At 44.7% G+C, this 23,212-nt stretch carries 22 protein-coding genes; 11 read left to right on the top strand and 11 right to left on the bottom strand.

The annotated features are described in order from the left end of the window. Nucleotides 1-16: 16 nt before the first annotated feature. The 8 genes from Q0389_RS12830 (at nt 17) to Q0389_RS12795 (ending at nt 8,611) form a co-directional block, all read left to right on the top strand. Nucleotides 17-1,075, top strand: a complete 1,059-nt coding sequence (locus tag Q0389_RS12830; RefSeq protein ID WP_298694777.1) for a quinone-dependent dihydroorotate dehydrogenase — start codon at nt 17-19, stop codon at nt 1,073-1,075. Continuing rightward, complete coding sequence (locus Q0389_RS12825) at nt 1,072-2,373, top strand: pitrilysin family protein (protein ID WP_298694776.1); 1,302 nt, start codon at nt 1,072-1,074, stop codon at nt 2,371-2,373. The genes Q0389_RS12830 and Q0389_RS12825 overlap by 4 nt, the downstream gene beginning before the upstream one ends. After that, on the top strand, nt 2,370-3,263 hold the full coding sequence (gene dapA, locus Q0389_RS12820; protein WP_298694775.1) for a 4-hydroxy-tetrahydrodipicolinate synthase: 894 nt from the start codon (nt 2,370-2,372) through the stop codon (nt 3,261-3,263). The genes Q0389_RS12825 and dapA overlap by 4 nt, the downstream gene beginning before the upstream one ends. Nucleotides 3,264-3,265: 2 nt before the next feature. Continuing rightward, a complete protein-coding gene (locus Q0389_RS12815; protein WP_298694774.1) occupies nt 3,266-4,033 on the top strand; it encodes an enoyl-ACP reductase in 768 nt (255 codons plus the stop codon). Then, nucleotides 4,030-4,584, top strand: a complete 555-nt coding sequence (pgsA, locus tag Q0389_RS12810) for a CDP-diacylglycerol--glycerol-3-phosphate 3-phosphatidyltransferase (RefSeq protein WP_298694771.1) — start codon at nt 4,030-4,032, stop codon at nt 4,582-4,584. The genes Q0389_RS12815 and pgsA overlap by 4 nt, the downstream gene beginning before the upstream one ends. Continuing rightward, nucleotides 4,581-5,633 carry an RIP metalloprotease RseP gene (rseP, locus tag Q0389_RS12805; protein WP_298694769.1) on the top strand — a complete coding sequence of 351 codons (1,053 nt, stop codon included), beginning with the start codon at nt 4,581-4,583 and terminating at the stop codon, nt 5,631-5,633. Before pgsA ends, rseP begins: the two co-directional genes overlap by 4 nt. Continuing rightward, nucleotides 5,630-6,307 carry a YggS family pyridoxal phosphate-dependent enzyme gene (locus tag Q0389_RS12800; protein ID WP_298694767.1) on the top strand — a complete coding sequence of 226 codons (678 nt, stop codon included), beginning with the start codon at nt 5,630-5,632 and terminating at the stop codon, nt 6,305-6,307. The genes rseP and Q0389_RS12800 overlap by 4 nt, the downstream gene beginning before the upstream one ends. Before the next feature lie 90 nt (nt 6,308-6,397). Then, the gene (locus tag Q0389_RS12795) at nt 6,398-8,611 is read left to right on the top strand and encodes an EAL domain-containing protein (RefSeq protein ID WP_298694765.1); all 2,214 of its coding nucleotides are present in this window, start codon (nt 6,398-6,400) and stop codon (nt 8,609-8,611) included. On the opposite strand, the gene Q0389_RS12790 is transcribed toward Q0389_RS12795, so the two are convergent. Together Q0389_RS12790 and Q0389_RS12785 are read right to left on the bottom strand one after the other, a co-directional pair. Next, a complete protein-coding gene (locus Q0389_RS12790; RefSeq protein WP_298694762.1) occupies nt 8,608-9,594 on the bottom strand; it encodes a HAMP domain-containing sensor histidine kinase in 987 nt (328 codons plus the stop codon). The genes Q0389_RS12795 and Q0389_RS12790 overlap by 4 nt on opposite strands. Beyond that, complete coding sequence (locus tag Q0389_RS12785) at nt 9,594-10,832, bottom strand: M18 family aminopeptidase (protein WP_298694760.1); 1,239 nt, start codon at nt 10,830-10,832, stop codon at nt 9,594-9,596. Before Q0389_RS12785 ends, Q0389_RS12790 begins: the two co-directional genes overlap by 1 nt. Before the next feature lie 188 nt (nt 10,833-11,020). Between Q0389_RS12785 and Q0389_RS12780 the strand changes: the two genes are divergently transcribed. Genes Q0389_RS12780 through Q0389_RS12770 form a run of 3 tightly spaced genes read left to right on the top strand, consistent with a single transcriptional unit; the run spans nt 11,021 to nt 14,081 of the window. Beyond that, nucleotides 11,021-11,683, top strand: coding sequence for a phosphatase PAP2 family protein (locus Q0389_RS12780; RefSeq protein ID WP_298694758.1), 663 nt, complete (start codon nt 11,021-11,023; stop codon nt 11,681-11,683). Further along, entirely contained in the window at nt 11,676-12,698 is a 1,023-nt protein-coding gene (locus Q0389_RS12775) for an LptF/LptG family permease (protein WP_298694756.1), read from the top strand. Before Q0389_RS12780 ends, Q0389_RS12775 begins: the two co-directional genes overlap by 8 nt. A 9-nt stretch (nt 12,699-12,707) precedes the next feature. After that, on the top strand, nt 12,708-14,081 hold the full coding sequence (locus Q0389_RS12770) for a glycosyltransferase family 39 protein (protein WP_298694753.1): 1,374 nt from the start codon (nt 12,708-12,710) through the stop codon (nt 14,079-14,081). A 16-nt stretch (nt 14,082-14,097) separates the two neighbouring features. Here the strand turns inward: Q0389_RS12770 and Q0389_RS12765 are convergent, their stop codons facing one another. The 9 genes from Q0389_RS12765 to dnaE all read right to left on the bottom strand — a co-directional run. Beyond that, nucleotides 14,098-14,367, bottom strand: a complete 270-nt coding sequence (locus Q0389_RS12765; protein WP_298694751.1) for a Txe/YoeB family addiction module toxin — start codon at nt 14,365-14,367, stop codon at nt 14,098-14,100. Then, nucleotides 14,361-14,606: a type II toxin-antitoxin system Phd/YefM family antitoxin gene (locus Q0389_RS12760; protein ID WP_298694749.1), complete on the bottom strand. Its 246-nt coding sequence runs from the start codon at nt 14,604-14,606 to the stop codon at nt 14,361-14,363. Before Q0389_RS12760 ends, Q0389_RS12765 begins: the two co-directional genes overlap by 7 nt. A gap of 59 nt (nt 14,607-14,665) precedes the next feature. Continuing rightward, nucleotides 14,666-16,237 carry a non-canonical purine NTP pyrophosphatase gene (locus Q0389_RS12755; RefSeq protein WP_298694746.1) on the bottom strand — a complete coding sequence of 524 codons (1,572 nt, stop codon included), beginning with the start codon at nt 16,235-16,237 and terminating at the stop codon, nt 14,666-14,668. Beyond that, nucleotides 16,230-17,201 carry a beta-ribofuranosylaminobenzene 5'-phosphate synthase family protein gene (locus Q0389_RS12750; protein ID WP_298694803.1) on the bottom strand — a complete coding sequence of 324 codons (972 nt, stop codon included), beginning with the start codon at nt 17,199-17,201 and terminating at the stop codon, nt 16,230-16,232. The genes Q0389_RS12755 and Q0389_RS12750 overlap by 8 nt, the downstream gene beginning before the upstream one ends. Then, nucleotides 17,191-17,907, bottom strand: a complete 717-nt coding sequence (locus Q0389_RS12745) for a hypothetical protein (RefSeq protein ID WP_298694743.1) — start codon at nt 17,905-17,907, stop codon at nt 17,191-17,193. The genes Q0389_RS12750 and Q0389_RS12745 overlap by 11 nt, the downstream gene beginning before the upstream one ends. Beyond that, complete coding sequence (locus tag Q0389_RS12740) at nt 17,894-19,060, bottom strand: DNA adenine methylase (RefSeq protein ID WP_298694740.1); 1,167 nt, start codon at nt 19,058-19,060, stop codon at nt 17,894-17,896. The genes Q0389_RS12745 and Q0389_RS12740 overlap by 14 nt, the downstream gene beginning before the upstream one ends. Further along, nucleotides 19,044-19,340, bottom strand: a complete 297-nt coding sequence (locus tag Q0389_RS12735; protein WP_298694737.1) for a chorismate mutase — start codon at nt 19,338-19,340, stop codon at nt 19,044-19,046. Before Q0389_RS12735 ends, Q0389_RS12740 begins: the two co-directional genes overlap by 17 nt. A gap of 284 nt (nt 19,341-19,624) precedes the next feature. Beyond that, complete coding sequence (locus Q0389_RS12730; RefSeq protein WP_298694735.1) at nt 19,625-20,041, bottom strand: hypothetical protein; 417 nt, start codon at nt 20,039-20,041, stop codon at nt 19,625-19,627. Between the two features lie 3 nt (nt 20,042-20,044). Continuing rightward, the coding region (gene dnaE / locus Q0389_RS12725; protein WP_298694733.1) for a DNA polymerase III subunit alpha at nt 20,045-23,212 on the bottom strand (3,168 nt) is incomplete at its 5' end.

Here is a 23,212-nt window from a genome sequence, read left to right as displayed (position 1 = left end):
CGAGGCGGACAGCGGTATGTTTGATTACGAATCTTTAAAACCTTGGCTTTTTAAACTTCAACCCGAAAGCGCTCATACTCTCGCTGCAGCCGTACTGCGGACTGCCGGTTTTTGTCCCCCTCTTTTCAACGGCTGGATGGCGAAACACTTCGTCTCCCACCCATCACTTTCCCAAGAACTCTTCGGTCGGACGTTTTTAAATCCCGTCGGCCTTGCTGCCGGATTCGACAAAAATGCGACGATGTTTCACGGCATCATGGCGCTGGGATTCGGTTTTAACGAAATCGGAACCCTCACCCCAAAACCGCAAGAAGGCAATCCCCGTCCCCGCCTCTGGCGCCATATCGAAGAGGAGAGTCTCCAAAACGCGATGGGATTTAATAACGACGGCCTTTTTCGTATTTCGCACCGTCTAAAAAATATCTATCCGTTTAGTACACCTATCGGCGTCAATATCGGAAAAAACAAAACAACGACCGATGCCAATGCGATCAAAGACTACACTACCCTGATCAAGGCACTCCATCCTTATGCCGACTATATGGTTATCAATATCTCATCACCGAACACGCCGGGACTGCGCGATTTGCAGAACGAGGCATTCATTACGCAGCTGTTTAACGAAGCCAAAGCCTTGACGACCAAACCGATTTTGTTGAAAATTGCCCCCGATATGTCCGAAGATCAGGCTGTCGCTTTATGCGCACATGCGGTTGAAAGCGGAGCAGACGGTATCATCGCTACCAATACCACCGTCGATTATTCCCTCGTCAGCGACCCCGAAGAGATGGGGGGGCTCAGCGGCGAAGTGTTGCGCGAACGAAGTTTTTACATTTTTGATGCGATCGCACGCGAACTCTTCGGAAAAACGACCTTAATCAGCGTCGGCGGGATCAATTCTCCCGAAGAAGCATACCGTCGGATCCGTGCGGGAGCTTCATTGGTACAACTGTACACTTCCCTGATTTTCAAAGGGCCGGAAGTGATCGAAGAGATCAACAGCGGTCTGATCGATTTGATCGCATCGGACGGCTTCACCTCCATTACCGAAGCGATCGGTGCGGATCGGCGATGAAAACCCTCATCGTATTTATCTTGAGTTTAGGAACCATTATGGCCTCTTCACTGCCTCATTACGAAACCAAAACCCTTAGCAACGGCTTACAAGTTGTCGCCATACCGATGGATAACGGCTCCAATGTCATCTCGACCGATATTTTCTATAAAGTCGGAAGCCGCAACGAAGTAATGGGCAAAAGCGGTATCGCCCATATGCTCGAACATATGAACTTCAAATCGACCAAAAATCTCAAAGCCGGAGAGTTTGACGAAGAGGTCAAAAGCATCGGCGGACTTAATAATGCGTCGACGGGATTTGACTATACCCACTATTACATCAAATCGAGTTCCGAAAACCTTCCGAAATCGCTCTCCCTGTTTGCAGAGTTGATGCAAAACCTCAATCTTAAAGACGATGAGTTCCAACCCGAACGCAACGTCGTAGCCGAAGAGCGCCGATGGAGAACCGACAATAATCCGATGGGATACCTCTATTTCCGCCTTTTCAACAGCGCCTACGTTTATCATCCGTATCATTGGACGCCGATCGGTTTTATGAATGACATCCAAACCTGGACACTGGATGATATCCGCAATTTTCATGCTACCTATTACCAACCGAAAAATGCTATTTTGGTGATCACAGGAGACATTACACCGGCAAAAGTGTTTGAATCGGCTGAAACCTATTTTGCCCCGGTCCAAAACACTTTCGACGTGCCGCTTGTCAAAACGATCGAGCCTGAACAAGACGGTGCCAGACGGGTTCTCGTACACAAAGAGAGCGAAGTCGAAATGCTCGCCATCAGCTTTCCGATCCCTAATTTCCAAGATCCGGATCAGCCGAAACTTTCCGCAATGAGCGAAATGCTCAGTTCCGGGAAAAGTTCCCGTCTCAGCCGTATCCTCGTCGATGAAAAACGGCTGGTGAACCAAATTTATGCCTATAACATGGAAAATATCGATCCGGGGGTTTTCCTCTTTTTGGCAGTCTGTAACAACGGTGTAAAAGCCGAAACTGTAGAAGCGGAAATTTGGAAGATCATCCGCTCCCTTCAAGATGCTCCGGTTCAAACTTCCGAATTGGATAAGGTCAAGATCAATACGAAAGCCGAATTCATCTATTCGTTGGAGAGTTCGACCTCCGTTGCCGATCTGTTCGGAAGCTATCTGGCACGCGGCGACATTGCACCGTTGGAACGCTACGAAGCCGCGATCGAGGCTCTGAAGCCGGATGATATCCAACAAGTGGCCAAAAAATATCTCGTACCGGAAAAATCAACAACGCTAATCCTACGTAAAGGAAAACAATGAATCTTATTACAGGCTCGACAACAGCACTCATAACCCCTTTCAAAAACGGAAAACTGGATGAGCATAAATACGCTCAGCTCATTAAACGGCAAATTAAAAACGGGATTAATGCAGTCTGTCCCGTCGGTACGACCGGAGAAAGCGCAACCTTGACGTATGAAGAAGACCGTATCTGTATGGAAATCGCCGTCGAAGTTTGCCGCGGCACCAATACCAAAGTTCTCGCCGGTGCAGGAAGCAATTCGACCGCTGAAGCGGTCGAAGCGGCAAAAGTCGCCCAAAAATGCGGCGTCGATGCTATTTTTTCCGTCGCACCGTATTACAACAAACCGTCGCAAGAAGGGCTTTACCAGCATTATAAAGCGATTGCGGAAGCGGTTCCTGAACTTCCGTTTATGCTTTATAACGTCCCGGGACGCACGGTGGTGGATATCAGTGCCGATACTGTCATTCGCCTTTTTGATGATGTCCAAAATATTTACGGGATCAAAGAGGCAACGGGGAGTTTGGAACGAACGATCGAGCTCCTCTCCCGCCGGCCCGAACTGAAAGTCTTCAGCGGAGACGATGCCATCGATTATCCGATTTTAGCCAACGGCGGTGCCGGAATCACGTCGGTGACGTCCAATCTCCTTCCGGATATGAAAAGCAAATTGGTGGAATATGCCCTCAGCGGCAATTTCGCTGCGGCAAAAGCGTTGAACGACACCTTATTTCCGATCAACAAAGCCCTCTTTTTGGAATCAAATCCCGTTATGATTAAAGCGGCCATGCATATCGCAGGGTTGATCGATACCCTCGAATATCGTTTGCCGCTCGTCGCGCCGAGCAGCGACAATATGAGAAAACTCGAAACTGTTATGAAAAACTACGACATTAAAGGACTGTAAATATGAAAGGCAAAACACTCGTTATCACCGGAGCAACCAAAGGGATCGGACAAGCGATTGCCGAAAAATTTGCGCAAAACGGTGTCAATATCGCATTTACCTACAACTCAAACGCCGAAACGGCACAGAAATTGGCTGATGAGTGGGAAAGCAAATACGGCATTAAAGCACGAGCCTATCCTCTTAATATTTTGGAAACAGACGAGTTCAAACCTCTCTTTGAATCCATCGATGCCGATTTCGACCGTGTGGATTTTTTCGTTAGTAACGCCATGATCTACGGACGTCCCGTCGTCGGCGGATACGGTAAATTTATGCGTCTCAAACCGAAAGGTTTGAACAACATCTACACGGCAACCGTCAATGCTTTCGTCGTCGGAACCCAAGAAGCGGCGAAACGGATGGAGAAAGTCGGCGGCGGTGCGGTTGTTACCATGTCGAGTACCGGCAATCTTATTTATATCGAGAACTATGCCGGTCACGGGACGAACAAAGCGGCCGTCGAAGCGATGAGCCGTTACGCAGCGGTCGAACTTGGAGAGATGAATATCCGTGTAAATGCCGTCTCCGGAGGTCCTATCGACACGGATGCGCTCAAGGCGTTTACCAACTACGAAGAGGTCAAAGCCGAGACGATCAAACGCTCGGCGCTTAACCGCATGGGAAGTCCGAACGATATTGCAGGGGCGGTTTATTTCCTCTGTACCGAAGAGGCGAGCTGGATCACGGGACAAACGATCATCGTTGACGGCGGCACCACGTTTAGATGATCAATATTCCCAATATCTTAGCTTTTATCCGTCTCCTCATCGCTCCGCTGATGTTCTGGATTATCCTGAATCCCCAGGTTTTTACCGATGCGGGATGGCATATCAGCTGGAGCTACTACATCGCTGCATTGCTGTTCGTCATAGCCAGCGTCACCGATTTTTTTGACGGATATGTGGCTCGAGAGCTTAACCAAATCACCATCGTCGGGCAGATCCTCGATCCGCTTGCCGATAAAATGCTCACTCTTGCCGCATTTTTGGGACTGATGATGACAGGAGCCGCATCGGCATGGGCCATCTATATTATTATCGTACGCGAGCTGTTTATTACGGGTCTTCGTACCCTCTCCCTTTCTGAGGGGATCGATATCAGTGCCTCATGGGCGGGGAAAGTCAAAACCGTTGCCCAAATGATCGCAATCGGCTTTTTATTGATGCATTGGAACGGCGGTGCTCTACTTTTATGGATTGCCGTCGCGCTCACCCTCTATTCCGGGGGCGAATATCTCGCAGGCTTTAGCAAAGCTTATCAAAACAGGCACCGCGCATGAGTTGGATTATAGCACTCGCCGTCCTTTCGGCTCTCATCTTCTTCCATGAACTCGGACATTATTCCGCCGCCCGTTTTTTTGGGGTTTACGTCGAAGTTTTCAGTATCGGATTCGGCAAGAAAATCGCCTCTTTCCGATGGATGAATACCGACTGGCAGATATCGGCAATCCCTCTGGGGGGTTATGTCAAAATGAAAGGGCAAGACGACAGCGATCCTACAGCCAGCAGTAATGACAACGACAGCTATAACGTCAAAAAGCCGTGGCAACGGATCATTATTCTCCTTGCCGGTCCTTTGGCTAATTTCGCTCTGGCATGGATATTCTTTTATGCCATCGCATTAGGTGGCCCGAAAGCGCTTTCACCCGTTATCGGGGATGTCGTACACGCCTCTCCTGCAGAAGCTGCCGGCCTTCTCAAAGGGGACAAAGTCCTCTCGGTCAACGGTGAAACGATCACGACATGGAATGAACTTTCAGAACACATTAAATCCTCTTCCCATACCCTGACTCTGGCTATCGACCGTTCCGGCATGATTCAACAAATCAACGTGACTCCGAGAATCACAGAGTCTCAAAATATCTTTAAAGAGATTGTCCGTCAACCGATGGTGGGTATCGCCCCTGCCGGCGAAACGCTCACACTCAACCTCTCGTTTGCAGAAGCCCTCCGATACGCTTCCGACGAGACCTATACCTCTTCGCTGCTTATTTTTCAAAGCGTCCAAAAACTTCTGACCGGCGTCGTTCCGGCCAAAGAGGTCGGAGGTGTCGTCAGTATCGTCCAAATTACCGCCGATGCAACGGCATACGGATGGATGAGTCTCTTTTTCTTTAGCGCTCTCATCTCCGTGAATCTCGGAGTGTTGAATCTCCTCCCGATCCCCGCACTCGACGGTGGACATATTATGTTCAACCTCTATGAAATGATCCGCCGCAAAGCACCGAGCGAAGAGGTCATTACCCGATTGACGATCGGAGGATGGGTTATCCTGCTCGGTTTGATGAGTTTAGGTCTCTACAATGATATTACAAGGTTGATGCAATGACGACATTGGAACACAAACTCCATTTCGATCGGATTATCGAACGGATCGAAAAAGCACGTTTAAGCGTAGACGGACATCACATCGTTAAAATCGTCGCCGCCAGCAAATACGTCGATGCCGATGCCGTTGCAACACTCTACTCGATCGGACAGCGTGCTTTCGGAGAAAACAGGGTTCAAGACTTGGTCGCCAAATCGCAAACCCTCTCGGAACTCCCTATCGAATGGCACTTTATCGGTACACTCCAAAAAAATAAAATCAATCATCTCCTCTCGGTCAATCCCTTCCTCGTCCACTCAATCGACTCATTGGATTTAGCACGTGCGCTGAACGAACGGCTTGAACGCGAAGACAAAAACCTCCGCGCACTGGTACAGGTGAATTCGGCATATGAAGAGAGCAAATCGGGATTTTCGCCCGAGACCTATTTAGAACATTACGCACAGATTCACGAAGAATGCCCCCGTCTGCGTCTACAGGGGATTATGAGTATCGGTGCGCATTGCGACGATCCGAAAATCGTTGCTAAAAGTTTCGAGACAACCCATGCACTCTTCGAAAAGCTTCCGAATGCAACGGTATGTTCCATGGGAATGAGCAGTGATTTCGAGCTCGCAATCCGCTGCGGGGCAAATATGGTCCGGCTCGGTTCCATTCTTTTCCCACACATCTAATCTGATCATTTTTTTTATTCTTTTTACGTCAGTTTTATTTTAAGTTTATGCTATAATCGCACCTAACAGGTGTGAGAAAAAGGTGATAAGTTGAAAAAAATCAAAAAGAGAGCAACTCTTTATGCCATGGGGCTTGTCCTCTTATTGATTACTATTTTCATCGTGACGATAATCAATGATAAAAAGCAGGTTCTGGAAGAAAAAACCTCTGCACATCGTGCATTGCTGCGTAATTCATTTCAGCTCGCAATGTACGATACCCAAAAAGGGCTAAACGCACTTGCCTGCAAGATTTCGAGCAATCAGGCGATTGTCGATGCTTTTGAACGTGGTGATCGTCAGAAACTTTTTGAACTCACACAACCCTATTTCCAAGAGGCAAAAAGCCGGGGAGAAGCAGATCTCGCCGGCTTTATCGGCGCTAACGGCATCCATTTCTTACGTATGCAGGATCCTAAGCGCTACGGTGATAATTTAACGGACAAACGCCCTATGTTGGCCAATGCCCTTAAAACACGTCAACCTCAAAGTGCCTTGGATGTCACTATCTACAGAGTAGCATTGGTAACCATTCTTCCCATCTTTAAAGGAGACCGTTTTATCGGTGTCATCCAGACTTCCGCCGATATCGATCGCGTGCAAAAACGGCTGAATATGCATTCAGGTATCAAAAGTGCCATTGCCTTCGACACCGTCAAACTGAAAACACTTCTCGAAGAGCCGGGAATCATCCGCTATCAAGGTTATACCCTCGTCTCCTCAAACGACATTTTATTCGAACATTTACCGAAAAATTTCACTTTTAAACAAAGTAACCGCTACGACATCGACAATCGCACCTATATTATCGCTTCACGCGTACTCAACGATTTTAAAAACGATCCGATCGCCATGATGACCTGTGCATTCGACGTTACCGACGATGTATACGAATACGAACGCGAAATTCGTAATCTTATGATAGTGAGTCTGATTCTGCTTTCCGTCATGGGAGTTGTTTTGCATTACGGTTTTCGAATCCTGATTTTACGAATCGACCGCGATACTCAAGTAACACGCGAACTCAACCAAAAACTCGAACATCAGCTTCATACAGACAACCTTACACTGTTACCGAACCGAAACGCATTGTTACGCGATATCAATACCAAACCGTTCTATGCATTGATGCTTCTCAACATCGATAACTTTAAAGAGATCAACGATTTCTACGGCCATGCCGTCGGAGACCAAGCGTTGTTGACACTTGCCCGTTCGATCAAAGAGGCGATCAGGGATTTACCGATGAGCCTCTACAAAATGCCTTCCGACGAGTATGCTATCGCACTAGTCGAATCGATGAGTTTTGCACAACTGGAAGCCTCCCGACTCTCGATCATCCATCATCTCCAGTCACAACACTACAATCTCCACGGTGCCAGTATCTATATCACCCTGACGATGGGGATGGATGTCGCTTTGCGCAATCAAGGACTAACGGCTCAAAGCCTGCTTGCCAATGCCGATATGGCACTTAAATCCGCCAAAAAACGTCATCTGAGCTATATGCTCTATGATGAGACGATGCAGATCAAACAAGAGTATCAACATAATATTTTATGGAGTAAAAAAGTTAAAGAGGCGATTGAAGAAAAACGCTTTACCCTCTATTATCAACCTATAATCGATCCGAAAAACGGGGAAATAGTGGAATATGAGGCCCTCATACGGATGATCGATACCAACGGCTCGATTATCGCACCGGGCTATTTCCTCCCTGCGGCTAAACAGTCCCGTCTCTATCCGCTGATTTCCCAGTTTGTGATCGAAGAAGTATTTAGGATGATTGAAACGACCGATTCGAGTTTCTCGATCAATCTCTCCGTTGACGATATCTTCGACATTCCGACGAAGAACTTCATTATCCAAAAACTGCGTGATTCATCCCATCCCGAACGGGTTATTTTCGAACTTCTCGAAAGCGAAGGGATCGAAAACTATCAAGAGGTCTCTTCCTTCATCGACGAAGCGAAGCGGCTCGGTTCACGCATTGCAATCGATGACTTCGGCACGGGTTATTCGAACTTTGCCCATATTTTACGACTGGACGTTGATTTACTCAAAATAGACGGTTCGTTGATCCGAAGTATCGATAGCGACACCAATGCCCAAACCATATTGATCGCCGTCACCGAATTCTCCAAACATCTCGGTCTTAAAACCGTTGCCGAATTCGTCCATTCCGAAGCCATTTACGAAAAATGTGTTGAACTCGGCGTCGATTATCTGCAAGGGTATTATTTGGGAGAACCGAAACCTCTCTAGGACGAGAGAGTTATCTCGAATCCCTTACGCGCTCCCTCGCACACTTTAATATCCCCTCCGTGTGATTCGGCGATGTTTTTCGCTAACACCAGCCCCAAACCGTTCCCCCGTTCTTTGGTACTTTTAAACGCTTCGAAAAGCCATTTTTCGTTCTCGATCGGGATCCCCGTGTCGTAAATCCGAAACGTATGACGGTTCCCCTCCTGAGTATGGGTAATTTCGATTTTCCCCTCTTCTTCTTCATCCAGTTCGATCGCATCGATGGCGTTAAATACAAAATTGCTAAAAAGCATCGAGAGCAGATCCAAATCGCCGATGAGTTCGAAATCCTCTTCAGGAAACGCAAACTCTATCGGTTTGGCATAGCTGTAATATCCGATCGCGCTCACCAGTGATTCGCGGATCTGTCCCCAGTTCAAAACGTTTTTCTGGGCACTGACCCCTTTGGAAAACATCAATGTCGCTTTGATAATCCGCTCGATCCGATAGAGCGATTTTTGAATTTCGGAAACGATCGGCTTGTTTTCCTCTTTAACCCGCTTCATCAATGTCGATGCCAGCAGTGCGATAGAACCGATCGGATTGCGTATCTCATGGCTCAGATGTGCCGCCATTTGCCCCATCGTCGCCAGATTTTCTTTCCGTTTTTGTTCGGTGATATCAGTGGCGCTGAGGAGCCGTTTTTCATTATGACGAGCCGATTTGATCAAATATGAACGTTCATTAAACGTCACCTCGTAATCTTCATCGTCCAGACGCAGAATTTCAAACAAAGCCTCCAGACCTTTTGCCTGAGAATTTTGGAGAAAAATCGAGCCGTCCTCTTCTACGATCCAAATCGCATTGGGCAAAAATTCGATCACCTGCTCGACCGTCGATTGCAGATGGGCATACGACTTCCGAAGAGCGACATACTCCTCTTCGACCTTATAGGTTTGATCGATCAGCGCCTTGAGTTCGGCGGCAGAGATCATCTCCGGCATCAGAAATCACCCAGATGCATCAAGATACGATAAAGCCCATAAGCATCGTTGACACCGGAAAGTTCACGGATCGAATGCATCCCCAGCGTCGGTATCCCCACATCGATCGTCTCTATTCCCAGCCGTGTCGCACTGATCGGCCCGATGGTGCTTCCGCATCCCATATCGCTTCGAGTGACGAAGGTCTGCGTCGGAACGTGCAACGCTCTGGCACATTGGATCAAACGCCCTTGTGTACGTGCACTTGTCGCATACCGCTGGTTGGAGTTGATTTTGATCACCAAACCTTCGTTCAGGATAGGGGCATGTTCCGATTCATGTTTGGATGGGAAATTCGGATGCTGTGCATGGGCATTGTCACATGAGACCATGATAGAGCGATGCATCAGCGTCGTAAACTCCTCACCCGCAATACGGCGCAATGTCTCTTCTACAAACGTGCCTCCTGCACCGACATGCGAATCGCTTCCCACCTCTTCATGATCCATACACGCCACCATCATCGGATACGATGCGTCGATCAATGCCTGTAACCCCACAAAACAGCTGAGAAGATTGTCCAGACGTGCCGAAGTGATAAATTCTTCGTTGATCCCGGCGAAAGAACCTTTTTGGGTATCGAAAAAACTGAGTTCGTGGGCCAAGAGAGTCAAACCCGTCGTATCTTCCTGAATCTGTGAAAGAATGAATGTCTCAAAATCGAGTTCACCGCACGCTACCATAGGGACGATATCGGTCTGTGCATTGACGGTGCGGGAAGTATTGGCTTCGCGATCCAGATGAATCGCCAAAGACGGAATCACGGCAATCGGGCGATCGATCATAATCAGAGCCTCTTTCCGCACTTCGCCGTCAAGATACACCACACGTCCCGCCAATCCGAGATCGCGGTCGAACCACGGATTGAACAAAACACCACCATATGGTTCTACCCCCAGACGTTTTACCCCTGCCGAGGTAGTCAGCGGATTGGGTTTGAGTCTCAGGTGGGGAGAGTCGGTATGGGCTCCGACGAGAGTGTATCCTTTTTCGTTGCACGGCGGATAGGTAAACGCGATGATCGAGGAGTCATTTCGGGTGACATAATAATCGCTTCCATCGTTCAGTTCCCACGGTTCATCTTCGTACAAACGGATGAATCCGCGGCACTCCAGCATCTGTGCCATCCATTGTACCGCATGAAACGGGGTCGGGGAAGCATTGATAAAACTGATCATCTCTTCGTTAAACTGGCGCATACTCTCTACTCTCTTTATCGGTTCGTCATACTATAGTGCACTATTGTAGCATTTCTTTGATATCGTGAACCTGCTTGTCTTTCAAAAAATTCTCTAATGCCCGTTTTGTAGTACAACCGTTATCTTCATCGTGTACTCTTACAGGTATTTCGAAAATGTCGATTTAATCCACCAGATGATGAGTAATAATGAAAATATGGGCTTATGCTTCTTTCCTAATAATCGGCACGATTTTAGTTTTCATTCCGAATATCGATCTGTATGTCAGCTCTCTTTTTTATACCAAAAATCAGGGATTTTATCTCTGCCGGGAATCGGAACTCTTTTTTCTCTATAAAAGCGTCAACGTCCTCGCCGTCGTACTTTCGGTTGCCGTCATCGGCTCGCTGATCTATATTCAGATGGTTAAAAAACAGCTGGTAGTCCTGACGACACGCTCTGTTTTATACGTATTGCTCGTTTTCGGCATCGGTTCGGGAATCATCGTCAATGCATTTCTCAAAGAAAATGTGGGCAGAGCCCGCCCTTCTCAGATCGTCGAATTCGGAGGACATAAAACGTTTTCAAAACCGTTTGAAGTGACCGACCAATGCAAAACGAACGGCTCCTTTACCTGCGGACACTGCTCTTTTGCATTCGGGTTTATCGCGTTTTATTTTCTCTTTCGAAAACGGTGGATTCTCTTCGGTGCTGCCGCATACGGGGTTGTAGTGAGCGCTACGCGTATTATGCAGGGGGGACATTTTCTAAGCGATGCTTTCTTTTCGTTTCTCGTTATGATGGCCACTGCCGATCTTTTATACCGTTTTTGGTTTGCAAAGCTGCAACCGCCGGCAGGGTCGCATGAATAGACTCCAGCGTTATCTGATTTCCAATCTTTCATCTTTGTTTTTTTCGATCTATCTGCCGCTTTTTACTATCGCATCGATGATCTTTTTGATCAAAGTCTCCACCTATACCGCTATCATTCAGCTCAATTTTTCCGAGATGGGACTTCTGTATCTATTTACCTTGCCGGAGCTCTTCTTTTATACCCTTCCCGTCGCGTTTATCGTCAGCACCGTTCTAACCCTCTATCGCCTCTCAAACGATAATGAGCTGGTCGTCGTATTTTCATTGGGTCTATCCCCGACACATATCGCAAAAATTTTTTCGGTTCCCGCTTTCTTATTAAGTCTGTTGCTATTGATCGATTTTCTCATCATCACCCCTTTTATCAACGTCACGTCCGCCAATTTTTTGGAAAAAAAGAAGGTAGAAGCCAAATTCAACCTGGCCGCTTCCGAGTTCGGACATAATTTCGGCGACTGGATGCTCTTCATCAACAACAGTGACGATGAAAAAAACGTTTTCAAAGATGTCGTCCTCTTCAATAAAGCCGAGAAAAACGAAATCTTTATTTCGGCCAAAAAAGCCGAAATCATCAATCAAAACGGCATTACCCGACTGAAATTAGACGATGGCAAAACCTACAGTTACAATGACGGCACCTTTAAAGAGATGATCTTTCAAACAGCCTATATCAACAACTCGATTACCAAAAAGATTAAAACATACCGTTCAACCTTGGATTATTGGACCGGAGAAGATCGCCATGATAAAAAGGTGCGTGCGTTTATTACGAATATCCTTTTGAGCCTCTTTCCCATATTATCTATTTGGCTCATCCTCGCACTCGGTATCGTTCATGCCCGCCACCAAAACCGATGGATCTATCTATGGTTGTTTGTTGCCGTCGTCGCCTATTACGTACTCTCCGTCGTTTTGCAACAATGGACCGGTTTTCATGCGATATGGATGGTCGGTATTTCGTGGGTCGTCCTCACATATATGCTCTATTACCGATTGGTCGGAAAACGGTATTAGGTATAGAATATGACTCTGGAATCTAAAACCTATCTTGTCGTATTATTTGCCCTTCTATCGGCTATTTTTTTTAACGTATCGACACCTCTGTACATGGATGAGTCTTATTATTGGCTTTGGAGCAAACATCTCTCACTCAGTTACTATGACCATCCCTATATGATCGCCTATTTCATCAAATTGTGTACCCTCTTCGGCGATGATATCTGGATGATTCGTACAGTCAATCTGATCAGTTTTTCGGGAGCGGCCTTTTTTATTTTTAAAACGGCCGATTATCTGTTCGATCGTCGCAGCGCCCTCTATGCCGTAATACTCTTTATCCTCTCTCCTGCCGTTACTCTCGGTCTGACGATCACGACGCCGGACAGTCCGCTGATTTTGTTCTGGTCGGCATCGCTCTATTTCGCCGCCAAAGCATTTTTTGACAAACGGATCAATGATTATCTGCTTGCAGGACTGATGGGAGGATTTGCCCTCTCCTCCAAATATACCGCCATCCTGCTCTTGGCGAGCTATTTTCTGTTTCTGGCGATCAAAACGCCTAGAGAATGGATGACCTCGCGCCCTTACCTCGCACTTTTAGCCAGTATAATCGCCTTTTTACCGGTCATTTTCTGGAATATCGACAATGATTTCATCAGTTTTGCCTTCCAATACCATCACGGTAACTCCGGCGGGGAAAACCGTCTTCACCTGATGGATGATCTTGCATTTCTAGGCGGCATGGCGGGGATGTTCAACCCCGTTTTTTTCCTCCTCTTGCTCTCTCTTTTTACCCGAAAAGAGAGCTATAGCGATCCAAAACAGTTTTTCGTCATTCTTCCGGCTCTTCTGACAATCGTTTTTTTTCTCTATAAAGGGGTCTATAAAAAAATGGAGCTTAACTGGGTCGCCCCGGCCTTTATCTCGGCAGGTATCGCCGTAGCCCATCTGATCTCCAGACAAAACCTCACTAAGACCTTTTATGCCGGAGTCATCCTCTCGCTTATTCTGATCGGTGTGATCCGCTATCCGCTTGTATTCGGATTGGAAGGAAAGCACAATCCCCAAAACCGTCTATTCGGCTATGAGGAACTGGCGCATCATCTCCAAGGTTATCCGCCGCAACCTATATTTGCCGATCATTTGACGCTGGCTTCCTCACTCACCTACTCTCTCAGAAAAGAGGTATGGGTTCCGATTCCGACGCGTAAAAGTCAGTTCGACTGGTGGCAAAAAGGGATGAATTTTAAGACACAATCGGGGATTTTTGTTTCCCGATACGACAGAGCAAACGAGCTGAAAGCTTTTTGGAAGTATGTCGAACTCGATGAAGTTTACACTGCGCGGAAAAAAGGGTTTAAAGAGAAATCATTCTATATTTATCAGGTGTCGAACTGAGACAATGGATTGTATTTCACTCTCCGTAATGGCTCCACATTCGTAAAATTCTCACCGTTTTACTCTCTTCTATCACCTGATAGACCAAACGGTGCTTGATGTTAATACGGCGGGAGTAGGCTCCGCTCAGATTACCGACCAGTTTTTCGTAGCTCGGAGGGGTTTGAAACGGGTTGCATTTTATAATCTCGATCAGCTCTTTTGCCTTATCGGCTAATCCTGCGGCAGAGAGGTTTTTCGCATCTTTTTGCGCCTCTTTGCTGTAGAGGATTTTGTACTCTACCATTCGACCGATTCGCTAAATTCGCTATCAGGTGCATTCATGGCATCCGTAATCGATTGTGCCATGTTTGGGATAGAGGTGAGGTATAACGTCTCTTCTATCGCTTTCCAGTCCTCTTGGGAGAGCATAACGGCGTTGTGGCGTTTGCCCGTGATGATTATCGGTTCGTGGCTCTGTGCCGTCTCATCGATGAGATTGTAGATGTCAGATCGAGCTTGACTGGCAGTGATAACTTTGGTCATGTTAGCTCCTTATAGACAAATCGTACCAAAAAGCGTACGCTTTGTCAAATGAAACCAATTTACTGATGTTTTTTTATCAAATACCGCGCCATGCTTACACCCGTGCTATTTATCTTATATTTTATTGGGGTTCCCTTCTCAGCATCGAAATAGGGATAAAAATTTTGGTTAAAATATCTGCTGACATTAGTTTTATATTTTTCAATTCCTAATGTATTATTAATTAATGCCGCAATTTCTGTAGTTGTATAGGCAGTCTCTTCCTCTGAGTCTTCTTTTCTTTGTACATCAAAGTACAATGCGATAAGAATTGCATCATTAAGCTTCAATCTTTCTAATCCGTCTATTTGATCTAAATAGTTTATCAATCGCTCCGGCAAAATACTTCTATATTTCTGTTCGAATTCAGTATAGAAATCATTAACACTTTTTTCATTTTTTAGCTCAGTCCCTTGATAATGAGTAAACATGTCCATCAATCCCATGTCAGCTTGTTGATGATCTTTTTCTTTAAATTTTTCGAATGTTATTTCATCATCTTTACGTTTGCGGTTTCTATTACGCTCGTATCGTATTAGAATATCAGCATTAATATATACGATCTTAATATCACATTTATATTTTTTCAAAAAGCACTCTATTTCCAGAGGATGACGGAAACCACTGATAATGACAGGCGTATCTTTTAGGCTATTCATATGATCTGCGATCAGATCGGCAACGATACAAGGATTTTCCAAAAGTGCTTTCTGTGCAAAATTTCCAATTGTCAACTCTGTATTAACACCATGAAGCTCATAAAATTTTTGGTGCATGAAATCACTAGCTTCCAAGTGAAAATACCCATAATTTTCGGACAGATGGGTTGCAAGAGTACTTTTACCGGCACATGTCGGTCCAACTAAAATCAGATGATCGAAATAGAGAGGTAATGCGTATTGTTTGATCGCGGGAGCAGTATTTTCCTTGATACACTCTTCCTCTTCCAAAAATACACGCACTTGATCAAAAGCTTTTTTTCGGAAATCATACTCTTCGGATTGCTGAACTGTCATGGCACCGAGCGGTACATCATCCGTAGGTGCAAACCATTTGTTGAACGTTTTATTATCGAGCCAAGGATAGGATGGATTTGTCGAATATTCATGCTCCGAGGTAACAATATTTCCCGCTACTGTACCAATAAACTGTTTGTAATCAATCCCGTATTTATCCCGTAATCTTTTCGGAAGGTGCAAAATAATATCCGAACGAACAGTGCATTTACGGTTATTTCCCTTGCCCTTTAACATGAGATCAAGCATCTCGAAAGAATGTTCTTTCATCCAATATTTGATATCTAATCCGGGCACTTCTTTTCCATTTTCACTTAACGCATCGATAATGACCGATGTATCTTCGATAATAAAAAATTTTTCATCCGGATTGGAAACATTTTTAGTAAACCGTTCCAACGCATCTTTATAACTTTCATTTAAAAGCTGATCACGATCATAAATGCGGGGTTCTACATACCCAATACCGTAGTTTTTTTGTTTTGCGATAGTAATCGGATATTCACGCGCTAAATACTGCACATGGGCAAGTTTGATTCGGCTCGAAGTTATAAAAATGATTTCGAGATTAGTCATGGATAACAGTTCGTCCCGTGTTATTAGGTCGTGTCACGCGCAGATCGCATTCGGGTAAAAGTTCTTTAGCGGTTTTCATAACGTTTTGTATATCATCAGCGATAAAAAAAAGTGATGCACCCAAACTTGACATCCCAACCGAATCAGCACCTAAACCGTAGAGCACTTTTTCTATCCGTTCAATTTGCCCATCATATAGTTGTCGTTCGGCATTTTTCCATCGGCACGATTGGATATTTTTGAGCGCTTCGCCAAATGTTGCCCTATTCTCTTCTTTAATCCCCCCCAATACTCCATAAACGACATGATAAAGTGCTTCATACGATTCGGATGGTTCTATTGGGCAAGTTTGACTAAAAAAAGCTTTTTCTTCCTCTTCAGACTTAGGAAATATATTTCTTGGAATACATAAACCTATTTCCCATTTCGGCATTGATCCTTGTATGAGGGCTAACGGCGAAGATGGATTTTTCTCGGTCGCACACGAAGGGGCAAAATTTCCGTTCGGATCACTTCGTCCGATATCGAAAACATAGCCACCGTTAAAGTAGGTATGGATACCGATCCCCGATGTCCCTCCCCTGCCTGAAGCGTTGATAATTTCCTGTTCCGTATATTCTGCATCATTGATCAAATAGAGCAGTTCCAACGATGCGAGTCGGATCGCCGTCCCTGTTCCGAATCCCATGTGTGATGCTACATCACCGGAGATTTTGATGGTACATTTTTGGGAGAATTTTTTTTGATCTGCTGTTTGCTTGAGGGTATTCAATAACCGCTGTTTCTCATCCATACTAAAACCATATTTACGATGATCGATAATCTCAAAACTTTGAGACTGTTCGCCACGTATGCTCAATGATGGCTCTTCAATCGCAAAACCGAAACCACCGTTTTGACGGTAGCCATTGGAGTGAAGAGAAATTAGAGTAGTATGGAGACGAGATGAAATATTAATTGTCATCACAATTAGCTTTATTCCATTCTTCATTAAAATATTCTATATAGTTTGAAGCAAATTCACTTTCATTGTACATATGAATAAAAGGTATATCGAAGCTACTTATACCAGAAAAAATTGGTCCTATAAAACATTCATTATCAAAAATAAAAATACTATGAGCAGGCTCATGTGAATAATATTTACATTCGAAATTTGGATATTTATCTCTAAGTCTACTCACAATTTCTTGTGCATCTGCATAATCTCGGAGCCTTTTTTCTTGACCGTCAAAAATGTGTTTTGCACCAACCAAGATTCTTACTTCAACTCCTTTTTCTAACTTTTCAATCAAAACTTGTTTTGCAGACGTTCGAGATGACACGTTAGCAAAATCCTCCAAAAATTTACCCGCAGTATTTCCCATCAAATATATTTTTTGTTTTGCATTCTTGATTTTTTCTCCATACATTTCTTCTTTATATTTGTTATCATAAATATTTTTTATACCCATTCTTCGATATTTATCAATCGTGATATATTCATACCAACTCAACCCAAATTGAATAAGTGCAATAATTAACCCCGCACTTATACTAATAAATATATTTTTCAAATTATCATCTTGAGCATTGAAAACAGCTATTAAAGAAACAATTAGTGCGAGTACAAAAAGAAGAATTACATTATATCTTTGATTAAGTTGCCATGTTTTTTCAAATAGTCCCAAAAGGTACTCCTATTAATAAAATTTCTGTCCGTTTTGTCTTTGCCAATGCATGATTAAGCGGATGAATATTCAAAATAACATTTTTAAAATGTAATCTAAAAAGTTCTTCCAACTCTTTAACACTTGGAATAGCATTCGTCATATAAGAAAGCACCACAATTGAATTTTTATGCTGTTCTATAAGATTAAAAAGTCTTTGTGTAAACTCATGTTTTGATTCCCATTTTTTAATATGTGGATTCATATGAAGCATCTTTGTCTTATGACTATTATCTATCATCGAATGCCACTTATCATATTGAGCTATCCCCTCTAAAAAATGATATTTTTTCCAATAACCATCATTTTTTGTAGTATCTGAAATATATGGTGGGTCAATATATACTAAATCATATTTAGCAGGTATATCTTCAGCGCTTGATGGTGATAAAACACAAAAGTCATGTTCATGTCGATTTGGAAGTTTATGTAATTCAAAAAGGATTTTTTTTGTAGTTTCAGGAAATGGTGTATTCCATGTTGTGAGATTGCCGAAACTACGTTTGACATCTGCGTTTCGAAGATATAGATTAGCACGATGAAATAAGTTATAAGGACGTTTCATCATAGAAGCCTGAAATAGTACATATAAACATAATTCTCTATCAGATTTATTTTTAAGACTTTTTATTGCTTCGATAGCTCCATCCAACCAATTATTTTCTTCATCTGTAAAATAAATAGTTTGAAATGTTTGAGAGATAAACCCCGTTTGGATAGGCTTAATTTCATTAAAAAAGTTTTCAAATTTGATTAGTTGCTTACTACTGATTCCACCACGTAACAAAACTTTAGCAGATATAGTATTTGATTGTAGTGCATCATGAAAAGTTATATTTTTACCCATTGCTTGAAAAAGTAAAGATACACTTGCCGTTCCTCCAAAACAATCTAAAACGTTTTGGAATTCTAAATCTTTTAAATTATCATATATCCACCCAAGAATTCGCTTTTTACTACCGTAATAACGTGTTTTTGGAAAAAGTGTTAAATATTCATGAATCGTTGTTTTTGCTTGCGAAGGCTGAGGATAAAGGAGTCTATCTACACTCTCTTCTACATCAAAATCATAAGATAGATTTTGATGTTTATCTATATCATTTATTTTCAGCAAGAGAAAGCCACTCCTCATGTTCAAGCCCAATACTATGCTCGATTAAATCCGAAAATAATTTTTCTATAAAATCAGGGTCTAATCCCTTTTCTTCCGCTTGATTACGTATCGATAAAAGCATAGAGGTTATACGTTCAGGAACACGGACTCCGGTTTCCCCTACGGGAGAGTCCTTGAACTGTGCAGCGGAGAGGACAAGCGAGCAACGGTTGGCGATAAGCGCGATAATTTGACTGTCGATTTTATCAATAGAATTGCGAATATCCTGCAAACTCGTCATCAGACCCTCATTAAATCACTTAAACTAATTATTTTTCTTAAAATAATACCGAAAAAATAGCTATTTTATTCCCTAAATCACATCCACTTCTTCAAGTGCAGCAAGTTCTTCAATCACTGTATTACGCCATATTGACATCATCGTCAATATGGCGTATAATTTGGGTCAACAGATAGCCTCTGTAAACGTTAAAGACCATCGGAGTTCGTTTAGGACGTAAGGCAAAGGATAGCTTCGGCTAGGCACTAGCTAACAACCGTAAAATCGTAGCAGTTTTTGGTCTGCTACACCACTTCAAACAGCGTTTTCAATCGCAAAATCTTTTCCCTACTCAGATTCGTTTTAACCATTTTGACACTATTATCCTCGTTTCGCTTGATAAAAATTAAAGACGTTACAGGCTTACCCGTTTTTCTATCAGGAACAATACTTCGTTCCAATTTGACAAATTTTTCGAGATAATAGGGAATTTTACAGACGAGATAAACATCATCGTGATGCTCTTTTTTGATATGCCGAATTTCATCGCTGTGAATCACACATGTATAATCCCGAATGTCAATAAAAAAATGCTTCCATGCTTTATCTATAGTTTTTTGAGATAGAAAAAATGAGATTTGAGCGCAATACGTTTTATCACAAAGTGACAATTCTACGAGTTTGCAAATATCTGCTTCAAGTTTTTCAATCTCACTGCTCATTGACTAAATCACATTCACATCTTCTAGCGCACTTAATTCTTCAATCACCTTATTATCGACCCGTATCGCAGAATCGATCACAACATCACACAGTTTTGAGACGATCGTGAGTTTAATCGGACGGCGTCCCGGATGGCGTCGGACAATCGTATAGAGTTTTTGGAGAGATTCCAAATCTTCACTTAGACGGATACGCAGTTGTAACGGCTCCGGCGGCGGGAGGTTTTCGACGATCTTCGTCTCCACCTTTTTCGCCTCTTTTTTCGCTTCGTTGAGCGTCATAATCTTCGTGACACTGATACGGGTGAACATCTCGGTGTGGGTTACCTTGACCTTGAACGCGATCGGTTCGTCCAGATCCATCCCCTCCAACTGTTCAAGCTTGTCAGAGAAGAGCATCATCTCGATATTGCCGTGAAAGTCCATCAGGCTCACTAGTCCGAACTGAGACCCTTTTTTCGACATCTTTTTCGTGATCTCTTCGACCTTTCCGATAAAGATCGCGGTAGAACCATCGGCGATGTTTTCCACTTCGCTGGAGAGGGTGTAGTTGATCGCATCAATCTGTTCGCGGTAATTATCCAATGGATGCCCCGATACGTAAAATCCGAGCGTCTCTTTTTCGAAATCCAGCAGCGCTTTGAGGTCATATTCCTCATAATTTTTGAGGCTGAGTTCGACCGCCGTCACCTCCTCATCATCCCCGAATAAACTGAATTGGGCATCTTTTTTGAGCGATGAGCCTTTTTTCGCCGTCTCGACCATCACCTCGACCTGCTCGATCAAGGCACGGCGTGAGTATCCGAACTGATCCAGACCTCCGGCTTTGATGATACACTCGATCACTTTTTTATTGACCTTTTGAGGCTCGATACGATTGATAAAATCCTGAATGTCTTTGAATTCACCCTCGCTGCGCGCTTCGAGGATCGATTCGACCGCCGCTTCACCGACCCCTTTGATCGCTCCGAGACCGAAGAGGATTTGATCCTGATCGTCTTTGGTGATTGCGGAGAATTCGAGCTGCGAATGGTTGATATCGGGTGCTCCTAGGAAGATTTTCATCCGTTTGGCTTCGTCGATGTATTTGACGACCTTGTCGGTATTGTCTTTCTCCGAGGTGAGCAATGCCGCCATAAACTCCTGCGGATAGTAGGTTTTGAGCCATGCCGTCTGGAAGGTGACCATCGCATATGCCGCCGAGTGCGATTTATTGAACCCGTATCCGGCAAATTTTTCGATCAGGTCGAAGAGTTCGGAGGCCTTCTGGTAATCCAGCCCCTGCTTGGCTGCCCCCTCACTGAACTCTTTGTTGTACTTTTGCATCTCTTCGAGTTTCTTTTTCCCCATCGCACGTCGTACGATATCCGCCCCGCCGAGGCTGAATCCTCCGACCGTTTGTACGATCTGCATGACCTGCTCTTGGTAGACGATGACTCCATAGGTCGGTTTGAGGATCGGCTCCATCGAATCGAATGTATAAGTGATCGCCTGACGACCGTGTTTACGTTCGATAAAATCATCCAACATCCCCGATTCCATCGGTCCGGGACGATAGAGAGCGAGTACCGCAATCAAGTCCTCGAATGAGCTGGGTTTAAGACGGCGGTTAAGATCCTGCATTCCCGAACTCTCGATCTGGAACATCCCGATCGTGTCACCGCTTTGGATAATTTCGTACACCTTCGGATCGTTTTCGTCGATTGCGTGCCAATCAATCGTTTTATCGTACCGTTTTTGGATCAGTTTGATCGCGTTATCGATAACGTCGAGTGTTTTAAGCCCCAAGAAGTCGAATTTGATCAGATCGATGTCTTCGAGGTAGTTGAGCGAATACTGGGTGACGAACGTCTCCTCCCCCGAAGGTTTGTAGATCGGGGTTTTCTTCCATAACGGTTCGTTAGAGATAACAACCCCCGCCGCGTGCATCCCGGCGTTGCGTTTGAGACCTTCGAGTTTTTTGGAAAACTCCCAAACCCGCGCTGCCTGCTGGTCACTTTCGATCAATTCGGCGATCTTCGGCTCTTTTTGAAACGCTCCGGGTTTGAACTCTCCCCCTTTGGTTTTACCGTTCAGGGTAATGCCCAATTCATCCGGGATCAGTTTGGCCATCATGTCGGCTTGAGAAAGCGGCATATCCAAAACCCGTGCGACGTCGCGAATGACCCCCTTAGCCAGAAGTGAACCGAAGGTAATGATCTGCGCCACCTGCTCGCGCCCGTACTTACGCACGACATAGTCGATGATCTCACCGCGGCGCGCCTGCATAAAGTCCATATCGATATCGGGCATCGATACCCGTTCCGGATTCAAAAAACGCTCGAAAAGCAAATCGTACTTCATCGGATCGATGTCGGTGATCTCCAGCGCGTACGCGACCAGACTTCCCGCCGCCGATCCCCGTCCCGGTCCGACGGCAATCCCCATTTTTTTTGCTTCGCGTACGAAATCCCAAACGATAAGCATATAGCCCGGGAATTTCATCTGATTGATGACGTCGATCTCGAACTCCAGACGCTCACGGTACTCCTGATGGCGCTCGGTCGGTACGTGAACCAGCCGCATCTCCAAACCTTTGCGGCAGCAGTGGATAAAATACTCCGAATCCTCGGTGATTTCCAGCCCCTCTTCACGGGCGTATTCGGTCGTAAATTTAAAATTTGGCGGTGTCGGGTTCCCCAGTTTCAGCTCCAACTGGCATTTGTCCACGATTTCCTGCGTGTTATAGAGCGCTTCGGGGATATCGGCAAAGAGGCGTGCCATCTGCTCGGGCGATTTGATGTAGAACTCGTGAACCGAGTGGCGCATCCGTTTGGGATCGTCGTAGAGTTTATTCATCCCGATACACATAAACGCTTCGTGGTATTGTGCATCGTCGGGAAAAGTATAGTGGGTATCATTGGTCGCGACCAGTTTGATCCCCGTCTCTCGAGAGATTTTAATCACCTGCTCATCGATAAAAAGCTGATCGGCGATCCCGTGTCGCATGATCTCCATATAAAAATCATCTCCGAATATCTCACGGTACTCCAGCGCGATCCGTTTGGCCTCGTCATACCCTAACGCCCCGTTTTTGACGTTACGTTCGCCGTTGGTATTGAGATGCCAGTTCACTTCCCCCTGCAAACACGCCGAGGTACAGATAATCCCCTCGGAATTCTCCCGAAGAAG

The organism is uncultured Sulfuricurvum sp., from assembly GCF_937936435.1.
GTDB lineage: Bacteria > Campylobacterota > Campylobacteria > Campylobacterales > Sulfurimonadaceae > Sulfuricurvum.
Note: the sequence above shows the minus strand (reverse complement) of the source record. Positions and strands in the feature narration are given on the sequence as shown.

What these genes read in the sequence shown, in the direction of transcription:
- Q0389_RS12830 (WP_298694777.1), top strand. Translation starts at nt 17, where the DNA reads ATGTTTGATTACGAATCTTTAAAACCTTGGCTTTTTAAACTTCAACCC.
- Q0389_RS12825 (WP_298694776.1), top strand. Translation starts at nt 1,072, where the DNA reads ATGAAAACCCTCATCGTATTTATCTTGAGTTTAGGAACCATTATGGCC.
- dapA (WP_298694775.1), top strand. Translation starts at nt 2,370, where the DNA reads ATGAATCTTATTACAGGCTCGACAACAGCACTCATAACCCCTTTCAAA.
- Q0389_RS12815 (WP_298694774.1), top strand. Translation starts at nt 3,266, where the DNA reads ATGAAAGGCAAAACACTCGTTATCACCGGAGCAACCAAAGGGATCGGA.
- pgsA (WP_298694771.1), top strand. Translation starts at nt 4,030, where the DNA reads ATGATCAATATTCCCAATATCTTAGCTTTTATCCGTCTCCTCATCGCT.
- rseP (WP_298694769.1), top strand. Translation starts at nt 4,581, where the DNA reads ATGAGTTGGATTATAGCACTCGCCGTCCTTTCGGCTCTCATCTTCTTC.
- Q0389_RS12800 (WP_298694767.1), top strand. Translation starts at nt 5,630, where the DNA reads ATGACGACATTGGAACACAAACTCCATTTCGATCGGATTATCGAACGG.
- Q0389_RS12790 (WP_298694762.1), bottom strand. Translation starts at nt 9,594, where the DNA reads ATGCCGGAGATGATCTCTGCCGCCGAACTCAAGGCGCTGATCGATCAA.
- Q0389_RS12785 (WP_298694760.1), bottom strand. Translation starts at nt 10,832, where the DNA reads ATGCGCCAGTTTAACGAAGAGATGATCAGTTTTATCAATGCTTCCCCG.
- Q0389_RS12780 (WP_298694758.1), top strand. Translation starts at nt 11,021, where the DNA reads ATGAAAATATGGGCTTATGCTTCTTTCCTAATAATCGGCACGATTTTA.
- Q0389_RS12775 (WP_298694756.1), top strand. Translation starts at nt 11,676, where the DNA reads ATGAATAGACTCCAGCGTTATCTGATTTCCAATCTTTCATCTTTGTTT.
- Q0389_RS12770 (WP_298694753.1), top strand. Translation starts at nt 12,708, where the DNA reads ATGACTCTGGAATCTAAAACCTATCTTGTCGTATTATTTGCCCTTCTA.
- Q0389_RS12765 (WP_298694751.1), bottom strand. Translation starts at nt 14,367, where the DNA reads ATGGTAGAGTACAAAATCCTCTACAGCAAAGAGGCGCAAAAAGATGCG.
- Q0389_RS12760 (WP_298694749.1), bottom strand. Translation starts at nt 14,606, where the DNA reads ATGACCAAAGTTATCACTGCCAGTCAAGCTCGATCTGACATCTACAAT.
- Q0389_RS12755 (WP_298694746.1), bottom strand. Translation starts at nt 16,237, where the DNA reads ATGACTAATCTCGAAATCATTTTTATAACTTCGAGCCGAATCAAACTT.
- Q0389_RS12750 (WP_298694803.1), bottom strand. Translation starts at nt 17,201, where the DNA reads ATGACAATTAATATTTCATCTCGTCTCCATACTACTCTAATTTCTCTT.
- Q0389_RS12735 (WP_298694737.1), bottom strand. Translation starts at nt 19,340, where the DNA reads ATGACGAGTTTGCAGGATATTCGCAATTCTATTGATAAAATCGACAGT.
- Q0389_RS12730 (WP_298694735.1), bottom strand. Translation starts at nt 20,041, where the DNA reads ATGAGCAGTGAGATTGAAAAACTTGAAGCAGATATTTGCAAACTCGTA.